This window comes from Nitratidesulfovibrio sp. (genome assembly GCF_040373385.1).
Lineage (GTDB): Bacteria > Desulfobacterota > Desulfovibrionia > Desulfovibrionales > Desulfovibrionaceae > Cupidesulfovibrio.
The window spans coordinates 175567-193249 of sequence record NZ_JBDXXH010000007.1 but is presented as its reverse complement, the minus strand read 5'-3'; the positions used below and the strand labels follow the sequence as shown (position 1 = coordinate 193249).

The window sequence follows — 17683 nt, the reverse complement described above, 5'->3', positions numbered from 1 at the left end:
TAAAGGCGCGCACCGCAACGGCTGCGGGCGTCGACAAAAGAAAGAGGCGGTAGGCGCATGGCCCTGCCGCCGACAGCGGCGCGACGGCTTCACGTTCGCGCCCTGCGTCCCCGCCGCATGCCTTTTCACGCTGCTGGTCTTCCGCTATGGTCGCCGCATGCCAGACGATCTCGCGCGCCGCAAATTCACCGTCTCCGGGCAGGTCCAGGGGGTGGGGTTTCGCCCCTTCGTGTACCGCATCGCCGCCGACCATGCGCTGACCGGCACGGTCAGCAACACTGCCGCCGGGGTGTTCATAGAGGTGCAAGGACTTGCGGCATCAGTTGACGGCTTCGGGCACGACCTGGCCCACAAGCTGCCGCCGCTGGCCCGGGTGGTCTCGTGCACGCACGAGGACATGGCCGTGGTGGACAACGAGGACGGATTCCGGATAGTTGCCAGCGGTGACGGAGGAGCCGGGCACGAGGTGCTCATCAGCGCCGACGTGGCCACCTGCGACGACTGCCTGGCCGACATGACCGACCCGGCCAACCGCCGCCACCTGTACCCCTTCACCAACTGCACCAACTGCGGGCCGCGCTACACCATCACCCGGTTCATTCCCTACGACCGCGACAAGACCTCCATGGCCTGCTTTCCGCTGTGCCCGGAGTGCGCGTCAGAGTATGAAAACCCGCTGGACCGGCGCTTTCACGCCCAGCCCAACGCCTGTCCGGTGTGCGGTCCGCGCGTGTGGTACGTGGACGGCGCGCCCAACGGCCCGACGCCGGACACGGCCCCGCCTGCCTCGCCCGGCTCCGGACCCGGCTACGATCATGACGCGGGCCGCCCCACCGGCACCCCGGCCATCCGGGCGCTGGCAACGGCGCTGGCCGCCGGGCGCATTGCCGCCGTGAAGGGGCTGGGCGGGTTCCATCTGGCCTGCGACGCGGCCAGTGATGCCGCCGTGGCCGAACTGCGCCGCCGCAAGCACCGGCCCCACAAGCCGTTGGCCATCATGGTGCCGGACCTGGATGCGGCCCGGCGCATCGTGCACGTTGCTCCGGAAGAAGAGGCCCTGCTGGCCGGGCGCGAACGGCCCATCGTGCTGTGCCGGGCGCTGGCCGGGCTGGCGGGCGGCATGCCCGGCGCATCACCAGCCGCGCCCGGTTCGTTCTCCGCGACCGACGCCGCAACCCGCGCCCTGCCCCCCATTTCTCCGCAGGTTTCGCCAGACACCCCTTTCGTGGGGGTGATGCTGCCCTACACCCCCCTGCACCACGTGCTGCTGCGCCTGTACGGCGCGCTGCTGCCGGAGGGCCGGGTGCCCGTGCTGGTGATGACCTCCGGCAACGCGGGCGGCGAGCCCATCTGCCTCGGCAACCGCGAGGCGTTGCGGCGTCTGCCCGGCATTGCCGACGTGTTCCTGCTGCACGACCGGGACATCCTGATCCGCACCGACGATTCGGTGACGCGGGTCAACCCGGTCACCGGCGCGCCGCAGTTCCTGCGCCGGGCGCGCGGCTTCACCCCCCGGCCCGTGTTCCTTTCGGGCGACGGCCCGTGCGTGCTGGCCATGGGGCCGGAACTCAAGAACACCCTGTGCGTCACCCGGGGCGACAAGGCCTTCGTCAGCCAGCACATCGGCGACATGCACAACCTGGAAACCCTGGGCTTTCACCGCGAAATCGCCGCGCACCTGCCGCGCATCCTGCAAGTGACCCCGCAGGCCGTGGTGCGCGACCTGCACCCCGACTACATGACCACGGCTGAGGCGGAACAGAGCGGCCTGCCCGTGCTGACCCTGCAACACCACTTCGCGCACATCCACGCCGTGCTGGCCGAAAACCGGCACGACGGCCCGGCCCTGGGGCTGGCGCTGGACGGCACCGGCCACGGCGACGACGGCACGGTGTGGGGCGGCGAACTGTTGTACGTGGACAATGTGGCGCTGGACCACCAGCGGCTGGGACGGCTGGCCCGCATCCCCCTGCCGGGGGGCGAGGCCGCCATCCGCGAGCCGTGGCGCATCGCGCAGGGGCTGCTGTGGCAACTGGGCCTGCGCGAACCCGCCACGGACGGCGCGCGCCCGTGGCCGTGGCTGCCCCGCCACGCCCAAGCCGCCGCCTTTCTGCCGCGCCTGCTGGAACGTGGAATCAACACCCCGCTCACGTCCAGTTGCGGACGGCTGTTCGACGCCGTGTCCGCCCTGCTGGGCCTGTGCGACACCGTTACCTACGAGGGGCAGGCGGCCATCCGGCTGGAACACGCGCAGGATGCCATCACCCCGCATGGCGACAGTCACGACGCCTTCTTCACCCACGCCTACCCCTGCCCCCTGCGCGGCGCACGGGACGGCAGCGAAACGCTGGTGCTCGACACGCATGCGCTGTTCCGCGCCGTGCACGACGACTGGGCGCGCGGCACCCCGCCCGGAGAGGTGGCGCGCCGCTTCCACGCCGGGCTGGTGGCGGGCCTGGCCGACATGGCCGCCGCCGTGGCCGGGGTGATGAACGTGCCCGTGGTGGCCCTGTCCGGCGGGGCCATGCAGAACCTCACCCTGTCCGTGCACCTGCCGCAGGCCCTTGCCGCGCGCGGGCTGACCGTGCTGACCCACGCGGAACTGCCCCCCGGCGACGGGTGCATCTCGCTGGGGCAGGCCGCCTGGGCCCGCCGGGTGCTGGCCGGGCAGGGATAACCGCGCCGGATTTCCGCCAGCGACATCGACCGGCCCACCGGTCGGAACCCTCCCACGCCACGGCCCACCCGCCGGAGACGCCATGAACCGGACCGACCGCCTGCTGGGGCTGATCCTTTTCCTGCAATCGCGCCGCTACGCCACCGCCGCCGACATGGCCGGGCACTTCGGCCTCAGCCTGCGCACCATCTACCGCGACATGAAGGCCCTGGCCGAGGCGGGCGTGCCGGTGCTGGCCGAGGCAGGCGTGGGCTATTCGCTCATGCGTGGCTATCTGCTGCCCCCCGTCAACTTCACCGAGGACGAAGCCATGGCGCTGACCACCGGCGCCATGCTGCTGGAGCGGGCCGCCGCGCCCACGCTGTCCGCGCACATGGAATCGGCCCTGCAGAAGGTGCGTACCGTGCTGCCCCCGGCCCGACGCGAGGACCTGCTGCGCCTTGGCCGGGCCATGGGCGCAACCGCCCTGGCATCCGACCCGGAATCCGCCCCCGGGGCAGACCTTGCCCTGATCCAGAAGGCGCTGGCCCGCAGGCAGCCGCTGCGTTTCGACTACCGGGGGCACGGCAAGCCCCATGCCGCCCCGCGCGAGGTGGAACCGCTGGGACTGCTGCGCTATCTGGGCCGCTGGCACCTGATCGCGTGGTGCAGGCTGCGCGGGGCGCTGCGCGATTTCCGCACCGACCGCATGCACCGCCCCGTGGTGCTGGACCAACACCTTGCCCCGCGCGAGGATTTCAATCTGGGGGCCTACGTGCGCGAACACATGCCCCGCCCGGAACTGCGGGCCACGGTGCGCTTCCACCCCGATGCGGCGGACCGCGTGTGGCGCGAATGGTGGATGGGCGTTGCCGACGCGCCGGGACATCACCCGAATAGCGCACAAGACAGCGCACGGGGCAGCGCGCCCGATGAGGACGCGGGCGGCACGGTCCCCCGCGCATCCGTTGCCGAAAACGGGGATGGCGCGCACAGCGGCCACACCGGGCACGGCCCTTCCTCCATCACCCTGACCCTGTCTGCCGTGGACTGGGACCATCTGGCCCACTGGCTGCTGTCCTTCGGCCCGCTGGCCACGGTGCTGGCCCCGCCCCACCTGCGCACCATGCTGGCGGAACGGGCAGAGGCCGCCGCGCGCCATCATCGGCAGAAGCCGGGCGATTCATGACGACAGCATGAAGCCCATGGGGGCGGCAGAGTGACCGCCGCGGCGCCCCGCCTCCACCCGCTCGGCGCACCCGAGGTGCCGGGGAACGAGATATCCCGCGCGTCCCGCCGTGCTGTCTATCGCGTCAGCACGATCTTGCCGCGCACCCGCCCTTCGCACATGTCCGCGAAGGCTTCCGCCGCCCGTTCCATGGGCAGCACCCGGCCTATCTCCGGCACGATGCCGTGCCGCACCACGAAGTTGATCAGGTCCAGCATCTCGTCGCGGGTGCCCATGATGGTGCCCCGGATGGCAATCTGGTTCACGATGACCGGCAAGAGGTCCATGCGCACCTCGTGCCCGGTGGTCACGCCCATGGTCACCACGGTGCCACCGCGCCGCACCCAGCGCAGCGAATGCGCCCAGGTGGCCGCGCCCGCGCTGTCGAACACGGCGTCCGCCGGGCGGGGCAGGTCCGCGCCATCGGCGAACACCCGGTGCGCGCCAAGGCGCAGCGCCAGCGCCATGCCGTCGCGGCCCCGGCTGGTGGCCCACACCTCCATGCCCGCCGTGCGCCCCATCTGGATGAGCGCCGTGGCCACCCCGCCGGTGGCCCCCTGCACCAGCATGGTCTGGCCCGGCCGCAACCCGGAGCGCACGAACAGCATGCGGTAGGCCGTAAGCCACGCCGTACCCAGCACCGAGGCATGCAGGGGCGAAAGGCCCTCGGGCAGGGGCAGTGCATTGCGCGCGGGCACGGCCACATATTCGGCCATGGTGCCCGGCACCCTTTCGCTCAGCACGTGCCAGCCGGGGTCCAGCGTCTCGTCGCCGGAGCGCCCGTCATCGGTCAGCAGCGGGTAGAGCACCACGGGGGTGCCGTCGTCGAGGGTGCCCGCCGCGTCGTTGCCGAGAATCATGGGAAAGGGAATGGGGGTATCCTGCCCGGTGATGCCGCGCAGGGTGAAGATGTCGTGCCGGTTCAGGCTGGCATGGCTGACACGCACGCGCACCCAGCCTTCGGGGATGACGGGGGCGGGCATTTCGCCCGTGCGCAGCGCGGACAGTGGATTCCTGTCGTCGGGGTGTTCGCAGTACACGGCAAACATGGGGCACTCCTGGGCTGACGTTGTGGATAACGCCCCCACCCTGCCCCACCCTGCTGACACCGTCCTGTCCACAGCCCCCTGCCTGCTGACGCAGGGCTGTCAGTGGCAGGGGGCATACCGGAAGCATGGCGGCACCCGCCGCCCCACCCGTACCAAGGAGAACCCCATGACCCTGAACCTGCCCCCCGCCATCGCGGGGTACTTCGCGGCGGCCAATGCCCACGACGGCGCGGCCATGGTACGCCACTTCGCGCCCGACGCGCTGGTTATCGACGAACAGCGTGAACGGAACGGCCACGCGGCCATCCGGGAATGGGAGGAGGAAACCTACACCCAGTTCCACCCGCGCATTGAACCTCAGTCCGTGGAAAGTTACGCCGACGAAACCAGGGTCATGGGCACGGTGAGCGGCAACTTTCCCGGCAGCCCGGTGGTGCTGCGCTTTGTCTTCCGGCTGTCTGGCGGACTGATCACCCGGCTGGAGATCACTGCATAGTCGGCGAACCACTCCGTACGGCTGCAAAAGGGGACCGCACGCGGATACCCGCGTTGATCCCCCACGAAAGCGGGCGGTGCGCCTGTGATGCCGCTTCCCCACAGAAGCTCCACCACCGGCGCACCGCCCCGTACTCGTGCATTCGTCCCGCCGCCGCCCCACAGTGACCGTGAGGCGGCGGGGGCACCCGTACTCCGCTCTTGCCTGTCCCTTTCCCGAATGTCTTCCCGCCCGGTCGTGCGCGTCTAGGGGTTGTCCGCCGTCACCAGCTTGGCAAATATCCGCTCCGCCGCCTGGCTGGACAGGGTAAACGCCAGCATGCCCGCGGGCAGGTACGAAAATTCCGTAGTGCCCTGCACGCCCACGGTAAACGTGGTGCGGGTGGTCACGTACGACTTGCGCACGTTGTGCCGCCGGGCAAACTCGAACAGGGGCCGCAACTGCGCCCCGGTGCCGTTGCCCGCCGCCTTGCGTGCGGCGCGGGTGGTCACGGCAGGCTCCGCAGGCGCGCCGCAGCGACCGTTGCCGTTCTTCTGGCCGGGGATGATGCCCTCGTCGCTCCAGCGAATGTCGAAGGCCAGCACCGGCTTGCCGTGCACCGGGTGCAGGCCCACCAGCGCCACCTCGCCGCCGTCCCAGCGGGCGTAGCAGGTGTTGCGGGACAGGGCCGGGCTGCACAGCAGCTGCCCCACCACGGCGGTTTCCAGCAGCGGTTGCAGGCCGGGGTCGTCCGGCCCGGTGATGGGCGCGAACAGCGCCGTGCGCATGGAGGGGTTGGCCAGGTACACCTTGAAGCTGCGGTCGCGCCGGAAGCGGCGGCCCGCATCGTCGATGCGCCGCAGCCGCACCACCAGGAAGGCGGCTTCCAGATAGTCGAGGTAGCGCTTCAGGGTGTTCACCGCGATGCCCGATTCGCCGCGCAGGTCCTCCAGGGTCACCTCGCGCCCGCTGTTCAGGGCCAGCACGGCCAGCAGGCGGTTCAGTTCCTGCACGTCCGAGATGCCGTACAGGCCGGGCATGTCGCTGCACAGCACCCTGTCGATGATCTCGCTGCGCAGAAAGCGCGCCATGTCCGCGCGCACCCGTTCGGACACCACGGCTTCCGGGTAGCCGCCAAAATTCATGTACCGCACCAGCAACTCGTTCAGTTCGTCCATGCGCTCGGGCGTGAACAGTTGCTTCATGTCGCGGCGCTGCCCGCCGGACAGGCGCAGGAACTCGGCAAAGGACAGCGGCGGCAGCATGTACACCGCAAAGCGCCCCGCCGCCTCGGCATCGCCCATGCGGCGCAGGGCGGGCGCGGCGGAACCGCATACCGTGCAGCGCAGCGCGGGCCAGCGGGCGGCCAGGGTGTCCAGCCCGCGCTCCCAGTCGGCCATGTACTGGATTTCGTCAAAGATGACCCAGCCGGGGCGATTGGGGTCCAGTCCCGCCATTTCTGCGGCCAGTTCCACAAAGTCGGCCAGGTCCATGCCGGTGTAGGCCGGGGCGTCCAGGGTGGCGAACAGGATCTGGCGGCGTTCGGCCCCCTGCTGCAACAGGGTATCCACCACCTGGTGCAGCAGCACCGTCTTGCCCACCCGGCGCGGCCCCATCAGCACCACGGCCCGGTGCAGGGCACAGTCGGCGGCCAGTTCGAAAAACGGCGCGAAGTGGTCTCGCTGCGGCAGGTCCGCCGCGAAGGGGCGGGCGGTCTCGTCGGCCCACCACGGGTTGTCCGCGGCAAGGCGTCCCATGACATCGGCGCGTGGCAGTGCGTGCGGCATGGTGTTCCTCCTTTCTGGGAGCATGCACCACGCTACACACCAAACCCGAAAAAGAGTCAATTACAATCAATTGATTGATCTTACAGTTAATGCGCTCGGCATTACACAGTCCCACAGAGCTGTTCGCACACACAAACTAGATACAATGCTGCGTCACGCAAGAGAGTTTTCTCATGCGAACATAGCATCACCACCCTGACCATAAGCCGCCCAGACCCATCGGGATGCACATATTTTTTTCCGAAGGACTGCCCGAATGACACCCTCGCCCGCTCCCGACCGCTCCGGTCCCCCCCCCGCCGAAACATCGTGTGCTCACTCAACTTGCCAACCGAGCCGCGCACGCCTATAGTCAGCGGCTTCCTCTCACCGCAACCCGAGAGAGAGCCCGCCCATGCCCCATAAAGGCCCGCACATCTCCATCTCCGCAGATTTCGTCGTAAACCGCATTCTGCGCATCAACCTCGACGAGTTCGAGGACTGGCCGGAATCCGTACGTCATCTCGCCATCGAAATCGCGGAAGAACTGTTTCTCGTCGTGTACAACCCGTTCATCGACGCGGAAACGGTGAAAGCGAGCGTTCGCGCGCGTTTCGAGGGCGAAAAGGCGGCACTTGCCCACCATTACGCCACCAGCATCGGCGAAGGCATCACCATGTTCTGGAGCGCGCACGAGGCCGAGGTGGCCTACCGCGACGAACTGGTGAAGCGCCTTGCCGCCGCCATGCCGCGCGAGTGCATCGACACCCGCCCCGGCGCGCTGGTGGAAAACTCGACCGACGCCACCGACCTGCGCATGGAACTGCCCATGCTGGTGGTCAGCCCCGCGTCCGCCGAACAGGTCAGCGCGGTGGTCAAGCTGGCCAACGAGCTGAAGTTCGCCATCATCCCGCGCGGCGGCGGCTCCGGCCTGACCGGCGGCGCCGTGCCCGCCCGCAAGCGCACGGTCATCCTCAGCCTTGGCCGGCTCACCCGCATCGTCAGCATCGACGAACAGAACAAGGTACTGTGCTGCGAGGCGGGCGTCATCACCAACGACGCCATCGTCGCTGCGGGCAAGAAGGGCCTCTTGTTCACCGTAGACCCGGCCTCCAAGCTGGCCTCGTCCATCGGGGGCAACATCGCGGAAAACGCGGGCGGCCCCTTTGCCTTCGAATACGGCACCACCCTCGACAACCTGCTCTCGTGGCGCATGGTCACCCCCACCGGCGAGATCATCGACGTGGCACGGGTGGATCACCCGCGCCACAAGATCATGCCCGCCGAGACGGCCACCTTCGAAATCCGCGACCTGAGCGGCGGCGTGCGCAACGTGGTGGCCCTGCGCGGCGACGAAATCCGCCTGCCTGGCCTTGGCAAGGACGTGACCAACAAGACCCTGGGCGGCCTGCCCGGCATGCAGAAGGAAGGCGTTGACGGCATCATCGTCGAGGCCTGCTTCGTGCTGCACAAGAAGCCGGTCCACTCGCGCGTGCTGGTGCTGGAATTCTTCGGGCGCTCCATGAACAGCGCCATGCAGGTCATCAAGGACGTGGTGGGCTACCGCGACACCATCCGCCGCGAAGGCGACCACGTGAAGATATCGGCCCTGGAGGAGTTCAACTCCAAGTACGTCAAGGCCATAGAATACAAGAAGAAGTCCACGGAGTACGAGGGCGACCCCATTTCGGTGCTCATCGTGCAACTGGATGGTGACGACGAGTTCCACCTGGACCGCGCCGTGCACCAGATTCTGGACATCGTGAACCCCTACGACGGGGCGGACATCTTTGCCGCGCGCGACGAAAAGGAAGCCGAAGTCTTCTGGGAGGACCGCCACAAGCTGTCCGCCATCGCCCGCCGCACCTCCGGCTTCAAGATCAACGAGGACGTGGTCATCCCCATCGACGGGGTGCCCGAGTTCGCCGATTTTCTGGAGCAGGTGAACCTGGAATGCGCGGCCACCGCCTACCGCTCTGCCCTGCAAGAGGTGGGGCGCCTGGCGGGCATGCCGCTGGACGACAGGGAATTCAACCGCGAGTTCACCTACGCCTCCAAGGTGGCCAAGGGCGAGGTTTCGGCCAAGGACATCTCGGACGAGGAAATGCAGATCCGCGCCGTGGTCTTTCTGGGCGAACTTGGCAACGTGCACGCCAACCTGGCCCGCAAGATAGAGCGCATCAAGGACCACATGCAGGCCACCCGCATCGAGGTGGCCAGCCACATGCACGCGGGCGACGGCAACTGTCACGTCAACATACCGGTCAACTCCAACGACCCGGTCATGCTGCACAATGCCGAGCAGGTGGCCCACCGCGTCATGGCGAAGGCCCAGGAAGTGGGCGGCGAGGTTTCCGGCGAGCACGGCATCGGCATCACCAAGATCGCCTTCCTGCGCAAGGAGAAGATGGACGCCCTGCGCGCCTTCAAGGAGCGCGTGGACCCGCGCAACGTGCTGAACCCGGCCAAGCTGACCCAGCGCGAACTGCCGGTGCGCCCGTTCACCTTCTCGTTCAACCGGCTCATCGAGGACATCCGCCAGAGCGGCCTGCCCGACAAGGAACGGCTGATCGCGCTCTTGGCCAACGTGCAGATCTGTACCCGCTGCGGCAAGTGCAAGCAGGTCTGCCCCATGTTCTACCCGGAACAGTCGCTGCAATACCACCCGCGCAACAAGAACATCGCCCTCGGCGCGCTGGTGGAGGCGGTGTACTATTCGCAGGTCAACAAGGGCCGGCCCGACCCCTTCCTGCTGGGCGAACTGCGCACCATGATGGAGCACTGCACCGGCTGTGGCCGCTGCACCTCGGTCTGCCCGGTGAAGATCGACTCGTCCGGCGTGGCCCTGGCCATGCGCGCCTTTCTGGAATCGGAAAACGCGGGCGGTCACCCCATCAAGCGCAAGGTGCTGGAATGGCTGTCCGCCGATCCGGCATCGCGCGTGCCGCGCGCGGCCAAGGCCGCGTCCATGGGCCAGCGCTTTCAGAACCGCTTCGTGGGCCTTGTGCCCGCCGGGTGGCGCGAACGCTTCGAAAGCCCGCTGTTCGCCGGTCCCGGCCCGGAAGTGGGCTACAAGAACCTTGCGGAAACCCTGCACCTCGGCAAGGGCGGCATCTTCGTGCCCGCCAGCGCCAAACAGCGCGCGGCGGCCACCGGCGAACCCGTGGAGGCGGTGTTCTACTTCCCCGGCTGCGGGGGCGGGCTGTTCTACCGCAACATCGGGCTGGCCGGGCTGATGCTGATGCTGAAATCCGGCGTGGCCGTGGTCATGCCGGAACAGCACCTGTGCTGCGGCTATCCGCTGCTGTCCGCCGGGGCCGACAACGCCTTTGCCGCCAACCGCGACCTCAACGTGCAGGCCATCAGGGCCGCGCTGGACAAGGCCCGCGCGGCGGGGCTTTCCGTCACCCACGTCATCACCGCCTGCGGCTCGTGCCGCGACGGCATCCAGCGCCACGAACTGCTGGGCGCGCAGGGCACTGCCCCGGCCATGCACCACAAGGACATGGTGCAGTTCCTGCTGGAACGGCTGCCTGCCGACGCCCTTACGGGTGCGGAAAAGCCCGCCGCCGGAACCGAGGTGCTCTACCATCCCTCGTGCCACGCGGAATGGGTGGGCGTGCACAAGGGCAAGGCCGCCAACATCTATGCCCAGGCCGTGGCCGCCTTCACCGGCGCGAAAATCCGCGTCAACCCCGGCTGCTGCGGCGAATCGGGCATGGGCGCCATGACCTCGCCCGCCATCTACAACAAGCTGCGCGCCCGCAAGCGCATGCGCCTTGAGGCGGACTTCATGACCTACGCCGACGGCGCGCCCGTCATCGTGGGCTGCCCCTCGTGCAAGGTGGGCATCAAACGCACCATGATGGCCCTGAAGGACAAGCGCCCCGTGCTGCACACCCTGGAATGGCTGGCGGAACTGGCCAAGGGCGCGGACTGGCGCAAGCTGCTGCGCAAGGCCGCCGATCAGGCCAAGGATGAGGGCGGGGTGCGGGTGGTGGACGACAGCTCGCTGTAGAGCGCGTCATGGCCTTTTGCCCTCTGGCTGACCGACCCGAAGGGCGCGAAGCGTGGCCGTCAGGCGAGCTTGCGAGCCATACGGCCATCGAGAGCAACGCGTCAGATGCTGCCTTTTGCTACGGTCACGTACGACCAGAGTACGCTCCCTCCGCAAAAGGCACATCTTCCTTGCCAGAGAACAAAAATCCATGACGCGTGAGTCCCGCGTACCCAATGAAACAAGAATAAAAGGCGCATCCGTTGCAACGGATGCGCCTTTTCCTGGACACCACCGACCGCACGGCAAAACCGTCACCACTCCACGGCTTGCCCAGCCGCCCCCGCTGGCGTAGCATCCGGCCACCCATGAAGTACCTTGGCATAGACTACGGAACCAGGCGCACCGGCGTTGCGGCCAGCGACTCGGGCGGCAGCATGGCCTTTCCGCGCCGCACCATCGTCATGACCACCCGCGACCGGTTTTTTGCCGAGCTGCTGGCCGTGGCCGAGGAAGAACGCGCCGAGGCCTACGTGGTGGGGCTGCCCCTGCTGCACGACGGCACGGACACCCTGACCACCCGGCAGGTGCGCAACTTCGTGGAACGGCTGAAGCGCCGCACCACCCTGCCCGTCTACCTCATGGAAGAGTTCCTGAGCTCCTACGAGGCCGAGGACGACCTGCGCGACGCCGGGCTTTCCGGCAGGGCGCTGGAGGCCGTGGTGGACCAGCAGGCGGCCGTGCGCATCCTGCAATCGTTCCTCAACCAGCCCGAATCCCGGCGGACCCCCGCCTGACCGGACAGCATCACCGCATGAGCGATACCCCCAAAGCATCCCCGGAAATTTCCCCCCAGACTCCCGCACAGCCATCCGCACAGGAGCAGGGCCCGCAGCCCGTGGCCCCCGATGTGGCTATTGACGCGCCTGACGCGGCCACCGCTACCGCCACTCCGCAACAGCCGGAGGGCGAACGCAAGCCCGACGATGGCAGCGCCGCCGACACCGCGCAGCAGACTGCCCCTGATGCAAGTACAGCCGCGCCCGCAACGCCGGATGTTTCCGGCACGCCCGGCACGCCTGACGGGGCAGGCGCGCCGGAGGTCACGGACGGTAGGGCTGCCGCAGACACAACCGCCGCCCCCACGGCGCTGGCGGACGAAACAGCGGACACGCTAGCGCCCACCCCTGCGACATCAGCCCCTGAAGACACGACGCCCTCGAAGGCTGCGGACTCCACGGACGCGCAACCCGCCCCACCATCCGATACGCCAGAAGCCGCGACGGCCACCATCGCCGCCGTTCCTGTTGTCCCCGCTGTCCCTGCTGACGCGACCGGCACCGCCGCTGCCCCGGCATCCGGCGACACGGCCACCGCGACATCAGCGAAAACGCCCCTGGCACAATCCGCCACAGCAGCAGAGGCGCCCGCGCCCGAGTCACCTGCATCCACCCCGGCAGCCCCCGTGCCCGCCCCACCATCATCCACACCGACTGCATCCGTGCCCCCCACTCCGGAAGCGTCCGCCTCCCCCCCCACCACACCGCCCGCCGCCCCCCCGGCACCGGGCCGCCCGGTGGTGCGCATCCTGTTGCGCGTACTGGCCGCGCTGGTGTTGCTGGTCCTTCTGGCCTGCGGTTATGCGGGGTACGACGCCTGGCGCTTCCTGCACACTCCGGCTGCGTCCCCCGGTGCGGACGTCTACGTGGACGTGGAGCCCGGCGCCACCTTCGACAGGGTGACAAGGCAACTGGTGGACAAGGGCGCGGTGACCAGCGACTGGCGCTTCAAGCTGCTGGCCCACTACCACGGCTGGGAAGGTTCGCTGAAGGCCGGTCGTTTTCTGGTACACAGTAACTGGCCGCCCTTCCGCGTGCTGGACCAACTGGTGAACGGGCAGCCGGTGCTGTCGCGCATCACCCTGCGCGAAGGACTGACCTGGTGGGAAACCGCCCGTCTGCTGGAGGTCGAGGGCTTCGTCACCGTGGAGGACTTCCGCGCGGTGATCACCGACCCGGCCTTCCTGCGCCACTGGGGCATCCCCTTCGACACGGCGGAAGGCTTCCTGTTTCCCGATACCTACCTGATCAAGAAGCCGCCGGTACCCGACCGCGAAGCGGCCCGCGCCGTGGCCGGGCGGATGGTGGACACCTTCTGGCGGCGCGCCGCGCAGGTCTGGCCCGATGGCCGCCCCAGCCGCGACGAGCTGCGGCGGCTGGTCACCCTGGCCTCCATCGTGGAAAAGGAAACCGGCCAGCCCTCGGAACGGGGCCGCGTGGCCGGGGTGTACGCCAACCGGTTGCGCACCGGCATGTTGTTGCAGGCGGACCCCACCACCATCTACGGGCTGGGCGATACCTTCGACGGCAACCTGCGCCGCCCGCACCTGCAAGACGCCGCCAACCCGTACAACACCTACCGCCGCCCCGGCCTGCCCCCCGGCCCCATCTGCTCGCCGGGGATGGAATCGCTGCGCGCGGCCACCACGCCGGAAAAACACGGCTATTTCTACTTCGTGTCGCGCAATGACGGCTCGCACCAGTTCAGTGCCACGCTGGACGAACACAACCGCGCCGTGAACCGCTTCCAGCGCGCCGGACGCGCCAGGGGGACCGACCAGACTGCCACACAGGGCACACAGGGCACGCCCGCCACTTCCGCGCCCCCCGTGAGTACCACGGACACCCCGTCTCCCACGGACGACGCCGCTCCCGCGCCGCAAAACGCCGCAGCGGCAACCAATACGGCGCCCCCCACCGAGTCCAGGGCCAAGGCCCCGGAGGTTCAAGGCAAGGCCGCAGCCTCCGCTGCCGGGGACAAGGTCGCCGAGCCCGGCGCGGCAACCGCCGGGGGCACCACGCCGGACGCGCCGGGAGCGGATGCCGCCAAACCGGCCCCGACGCCCCAGCCGCGCACGTCCACGCCCGCCGGAAACGGCACCACGGACGCCACGGGGGCCAGCTCCACCACAAAAGGCAACGCCACCACGCCGGTCAACGCCGGTGTGCGCGCCCCCACCGCCCCGCGCGAGGCGGCCCGGCCCACCCAACCCGCCCAACCTCCCCAATCCCTCCAGACAGGAGCGGACACGGCAGGCAGTCCGGCGGATGCCGCGAAAGATCCCGCAGCCAACGAAACCTCCGGCAGCACCACGCAAGCTCCGCCCACCCCCGCCAATCCGGCAGGGACTTCCCCCTCGGCGGCCCCGACAGGCGCGGAAACGCCCTCCGCCGGTGCCCCGACCGCACCGTAACGCGCAGCTCCGGCCCATTCCAACGAGCGGCACAGCCACTCCGCCAGTCGGCACGGCGCATGCCGCCAACAGCGCGACCAATACCACCAACGCAACGGGCGCCTTCCGGAAACCCTCCGGAAAGCGCCCGTTCTGCATTGTTGTGCTACCGCCGCCCGTTCGCCGCACTGCGCGCCCTCACGTCAGGCGCGGTCGACGGACCAGCCCCGCCCCGGTCAGCCCTCGCCGCGCAGCACGCCGCCACTGCTCCAGCGACGGTTCTGGTCTTCCACCCCGCCGTTGACGGCGCGCGCCAGCATCACCCGGTTGCGGCCCGCCTCCTTGGCGGCATACAGCGCCGTGTCCGCCCGGCGCAGGATGTCGTCCAGCGCCCCGTCCCCCGGCCCGCGCAGGGCAAGGCCGATGCTCACCGTGCAGCGCAACCGTTGCCCGCTGAACGGCACGTCCATTTCCTCCACGGCCTTGCGCAGCCGCTCGGCGGCGATCAGCGCATCGTCCAGGTCCGTTTCCAGCAACACCACGGCGAATTCCTCGCCGCCCAGCCGCCCCAGTATGTCGGTATCGCGCAGCGCCTGCTGGCAGGCATGCACGCAGCCCAGCAGCACGGCATCGCCCGCATGGTGGCCGAAGCGGTCATTGACGCGCTTGAAGCGGTCCAGGTCCAGCATCAGCACGGCCAGCGGGCGCCCGTAGCGCACGGCCCGGCCCATTTCACGCTCGGCGTCCACGAAGAACTGCCGCCGGTTGCGGATGCCCGTCAGCGGGTCGGTGGTGGCCTCGCGCATCAGGGCCTGTTCCAGCCGCTTGCGGTCGGTGATGTCCCGCGCGATGCTGAGCACCACGGGCCTGCCGTCGAAATCGAGCAGCTTGGCGTGGATTTCCACGGGCAGGACCGTGCCGCTGCGGGTGCGATGGGCGGATTCGAAGGTCAGCGATCCTTCCTCGCGCAGTTGCAGGATGCGCTCCTCCACCTGCTCGGCGAATTCCTCGGCGTCCAGTTCGCGCGGGTTCATGGTCAGCAGTTCGCGCCGGGTGTAGCCCAGGCGGCGGCAAGCCACCTCGTTCACGTCCAGAAAGCGCCCCTCGGGGTCGTGCAGGAAGATGGCGTCGGCTGCGGCCTCGAACAGCAGTCGGTAGTGCGCCTCGGACCGCTGGCGCGCCGCTTCCGCCGCCCGGCGCTGTGTGACGTCCTGGGCCACGCCGATGACGGTGTCGCCGTCCAGCTTGCCGGAATACTCGAACCACACCGTGGAGCCGTCGCGGCGGCGCATTTCCACTTCCATGTTGCGGAATTCCCCCCGGCGCAGCAGGGTCGACACCATGCGGGTACGGGCCTCCGGGTCCACATACCATTCGGTGGACCGCATGGTTTTCATGAATTCGTCGTGGTCCGGCCAGCCGTACATTTCGATGATCCGGCTGTTGGCCTCCAGGAATACGCCATCGGCGATGCGAGTGCGGAAAATGCCCACCTGGGCGTTCTCGAACAGGGCCCGGTAGCGCCGCTCGCTGTCCTCCTGGGCCTGTTGGGCCGCGCGCTGCTCGTTGATGTCCACGATGATGGCCAGGGCCGCCTCCACCTCGCCGTCCGGCCCTTCCAGCGGCGAGGCGCTGATGTCGGTCCACAGGTAGTCGCCGTCCTTGCCGCGCAGGCGGTGTTGCAGGCGACTGGTGGTCTGGGTGCGGTCCAGCAGGCCGGCCAGGATGGTGGCGGCCAGGGTGGTTTCGTCGTTGTGCATGAACCGGCTGAAGTGTTGGCCGCGCATTTCCTCCACTTCGTAGCCCAGCATGCGCGCGCAGGCTTCGTTGACCCGCACCAGCAGGCCGAAGCGGTCCAGCAGCACGATGCCTACCGAGGCGGTGCTGAAGATGCCCCGGAACAGTTCCTCGCTGCGGGCAAGCGCCAGCCGCTGGCTGACGGCGGTGGTGATGTCCATGTGCGTGCCCACCACCCGCGCGGGCGAACCGTCCTCGCGCCGGGCCAGCACGCGGCCCCGCGCCAGCATCCATTTCCAGCCGCCGTTCTTGGTGCGCAGGCGAAACTGCACCTCGAACTGCCCCACCCCGCAGGCGGCCACCGCGTGCGACACTGCCGGGTCCGGCATGCACAGGGCGGCGGTGACTTCGCTCAGATCGTCGGGGTGCATCAGGTCGCGCAGGGCCTCGTGGGTGCATTCGAATTCACCCGGCACGTAGCCCAGCATCTCGTAGTAGCGCGGGCTGCAATACAGCTCGCCGGTCTCGAAATTCCAGTCCCAGTGGGCCTCGCTGGCGGCGTCCAGTGCCAGCTTCAGCCGTTCCTCGCTGCGGGTCAGGGCTTCCTGGGCACGCACCTCGGCGGTCACGTCCTCGAACAGCCACACGCTGCCCCAGGCCCGCCCGTACTCGCCGCGCAGGGTCCGATGGGTGCGCCGCAGCACGCGGCCATCGGCCAGCAACACCAGATGCCCTCCGGTACCGTCCGGCATGCGCACCGGAGCGACCAGGGCGGAGGAGGCCATCGGTCCAGAGGATGCGGCCAGGCCCGCCTCGTCATCGGGCAGAACGGCGGCTATGGCGTCGGGGTCCAGCAGGCGGTCTGCCAGCAGGGTGCGCACCTCTGCCAACGGGAGCCCTGCCAGACCGGAGGCGTCCACCTCGATGCCCCACAGCTTCGAAAAGCGGCGATTGGCCCTTTCCACCATTCCACGAATGTCCACGGTCAACGCGGCAGAAGGCAGGGTATCCTGCTGCGCGCCGAACAGGGCGCTCTCGTAGGCCAGGGCCAGGAATTCCTCCACCTGTGCGTGGAAATCGTCCACGATGCCCCGGTACACTTCCGAAACCGGCCACTGTCGCGTGTCCAGCAGACACAACGTGCCGTACAACCGCCCATTGGGCAGCCGCAGGGGGTAGCCCAGATAGGCCACAAAGCCCGCCCGGACCATGGGGCTGTCGCGCCAGTGCGGATCATCCAGCGCGTTTTGCACGTAGACCGGCTTGCCTGTCTCCACGACGGCATCGCAGTACGTGCCGCCCCCTGCGGAAGCCATACGCATGCCCGGCACCAGCGGGTTGCCCGCAGTGTTGCTGGACAGCAGCACCGAAAGTCCCTCAGGGTTTCGCCGCATGATGGCGGCCACCCGAATGCCCAGCAGCCGTGCCAGGGTGTCCAGCGACTGCTGCCAGCGATTCCGTGTCCGTTCGCCTATATTGATGAAGTCCATATGCCCCCCTTGCGGCCCGATTGGTGCCGTCATCCGTGCATCCTCGGACTCTT

9 protein-coding genes are annotated in these 17683 nt (G+C 68.8%); 6 read left to right on the top strand and 3 right to left on the bottom strand.

Going from position 1 to position 17683, the window contains the following annotated elements:
• The first annotated feature begins 157 nt into the window (after window positions 1-157).
• Together ABWO17_RS13050 and ABWO17_RS13045 are read left to right on the top strand one after the other, a co-directional pair.
• Entirely contained in the window at window positions 158-2677 is a 2520-nt protein-coding gene (locus tag ABWO17_RS13050; RefSeq protein ID WP_353119216.1) for a carbamoyltransferase HypF, read from the top strand.
• Between the two features lie 82 nt (window positions 2678-2759).
• The gene (locus tag ABWO17_RS13045; RefSeq protein WP_353119214.1) at window positions 2760-3845 is read left to right on the top strand and encodes a helix-turn-helix transcriptional regulator; all 1086 of its coding nucleotides are present in this window, start codon (window positions 2760-2762) and stop codon (window positions 3843-3845) included.
• Window positions 3846-3961: 116 nt separating this feature from the next.
• Here ABWO17_RS13045 and ABWO17_RS13040 read toward each other — a convergent pair whose 3' ends face one another.
• Window positions 3962-4933 carry a zinc-binding dehydrogenase gene (locus ABWO17_RS13040; RefSeq protein ID WP_353119212.1) on the bottom strand — a complete coding sequence of 324 codons (972 nt, stop codon included), beginning with the start codon at window positions 4931-4933 and terminating at the stop codon, window positions 3962-3964.
• 166 nt (window positions 4934-5099) lie between these two features.
• On the opposite strand from ABWO17_RS13040, the gene ABWO17_RS13035 reads away from it, so the two are divergent.
• Complete coding sequence (locus ABWO17_RS13035; protein ID WP_353119210.1) at window positions 5100-5429, top strand: nuclear transport factor 2 family protein; 330 nt, start codon at window positions 5100-5102, stop codon at window positions 5427-5429.
• Between the two features lie 245 nt (window positions 5430-5674).
• Here the strand turns inward: ABWO17_RS13035 and ABWO17_RS13030 are convergent, their stop codons facing one another.
• Entirely contained in the window at window positions 5675-7195 is a 1521-nt protein-coding gene (locus tag ABWO17_RS13030) for an ATP-binding protein (protein WP_353119208.1), read from the bottom strand.
• A gap of 394 nt (window positions 7196-7589) precedes the next feature.
• Here ABWO17_RS13030 and ABWO17_RS13025 point away from each other — a divergent pair, with 394 nt between their 5' ends.
• The 3 genes from ABWO17_RS13025 (at window position 7590) to mltG (ending at window position 14424) form a co-directional block, all read left to right on the top strand.
• Window positions 7590-11192, top strand: coding sequence for an FAD-binding and (Fe-S)-binding domain-containing protein (locus ABWO17_RS13025; protein WP_353119206.1), 3603 nt, complete (start codon window positions 7590-7592; stop codon window positions 11190-11192).
• A 347-nt stretch (window positions 11193-11539) separates the two neighbouring features.
• Complete coding sequence (ruvX, locus tag ABWO17_RS13020) at window positions 11540-11968, top strand: Holliday junction resolvase RuvX (protein ID WP_353119204.1); 429 nt, start codon at window positions 11540-11542, stop codon at window positions 11966-11968.
• A 17-nt stretch (window positions 11969-11985) separates the two neighbouring features.
• Window positions 11986-14424, top strand: a complete 2439-nt coding sequence (gene mltG / locus ABWO17_RS13015) for an endolytic transglycosylase MltG (protein WP_353119202.1) — start codon at window positions 11986-11988, stop codon at window positions 14422-14424.
• Between the two features lie 215 nt (window positions 14425-14639).
• On the opposite strand, the gene ABWO17_RS13010 is transcribed toward mltG, so the two are convergent.
• Window positions 14640-17630 carry a PAS domain S-box protein gene (locus ABWO17_RS13010; protein ID WP_353119200.1) on the bottom strand — a complete coding sequence of 997 codons (2991 nt, stop codon included), beginning with the start codon at window positions 17628-17630 and terminating at the stop codon, window positions 14640-14642.
• Between the last annotated feature and the right edge of the window lie 53 nt (window positions 17631-17683).

Coding starts and splice junctions, on each gene's coding strand:
- ABWO17_RS13050 (WP_353119216.1), top strand. CDS start 158: ATGCCAGACGATCTCGCGCGCCGCAAATTCACCGTCTCCGGGCAGGTC.
- ABWO17_RS13045 (WP_353119214.1), top strand. CDS start 2,760: ATGAACCGGACCGACCGCCTGCTGGGGCTGATCCTTTTCCTGCAATCG.
- ABWO17_RS13040 (WP_353119212.1), bottom strand. CDS start 4,933: ATGTTTGCCGTGTACTGCGAACACCCCGACGACAGGAATCCACTGTCC.
- ABWO17_RS13035 (WP_353119210.1), top strand. CDS start 5,100: ATGACCCTGAACCTGCCCCCCGCCATCGCGGGGTACTTCGCGGCGGCC.
- ABWO17_RS13030 (WP_353119208.1), bottom strand. CDS start 7,195: ATGCCGCACGCACTGCCACGCGCCGATGTCATGGGACGCCTTGCCGCG.
- ABWO17_RS13025 (WP_353119206.1), top strand. CDS start 7,590: ATGCCCCATAAAGGCCCGCACATCTCCATCTCCGCAGATTTCGTCGTA.
- ruvX (WP_353119204.1), top strand. CDS start 11,540: ATGAAGTACCTTGGCATAGACTACGGAACCAGGCGCACCGGCGTTGCG.
- mltG (WP_353119202.1), top strand. CDS start 11,986: ATGAGCGATACCCCCAAAGCATCCCCGGAAATTTCCCCCCAGACTCCC.
- ABWO17_RS13010 (WP_353119200.1), bottom strand. CDS start 17,630: ATGGACTTCATCAATATAGGCGAACGGACACGGAATCGCTGGCAGCAG.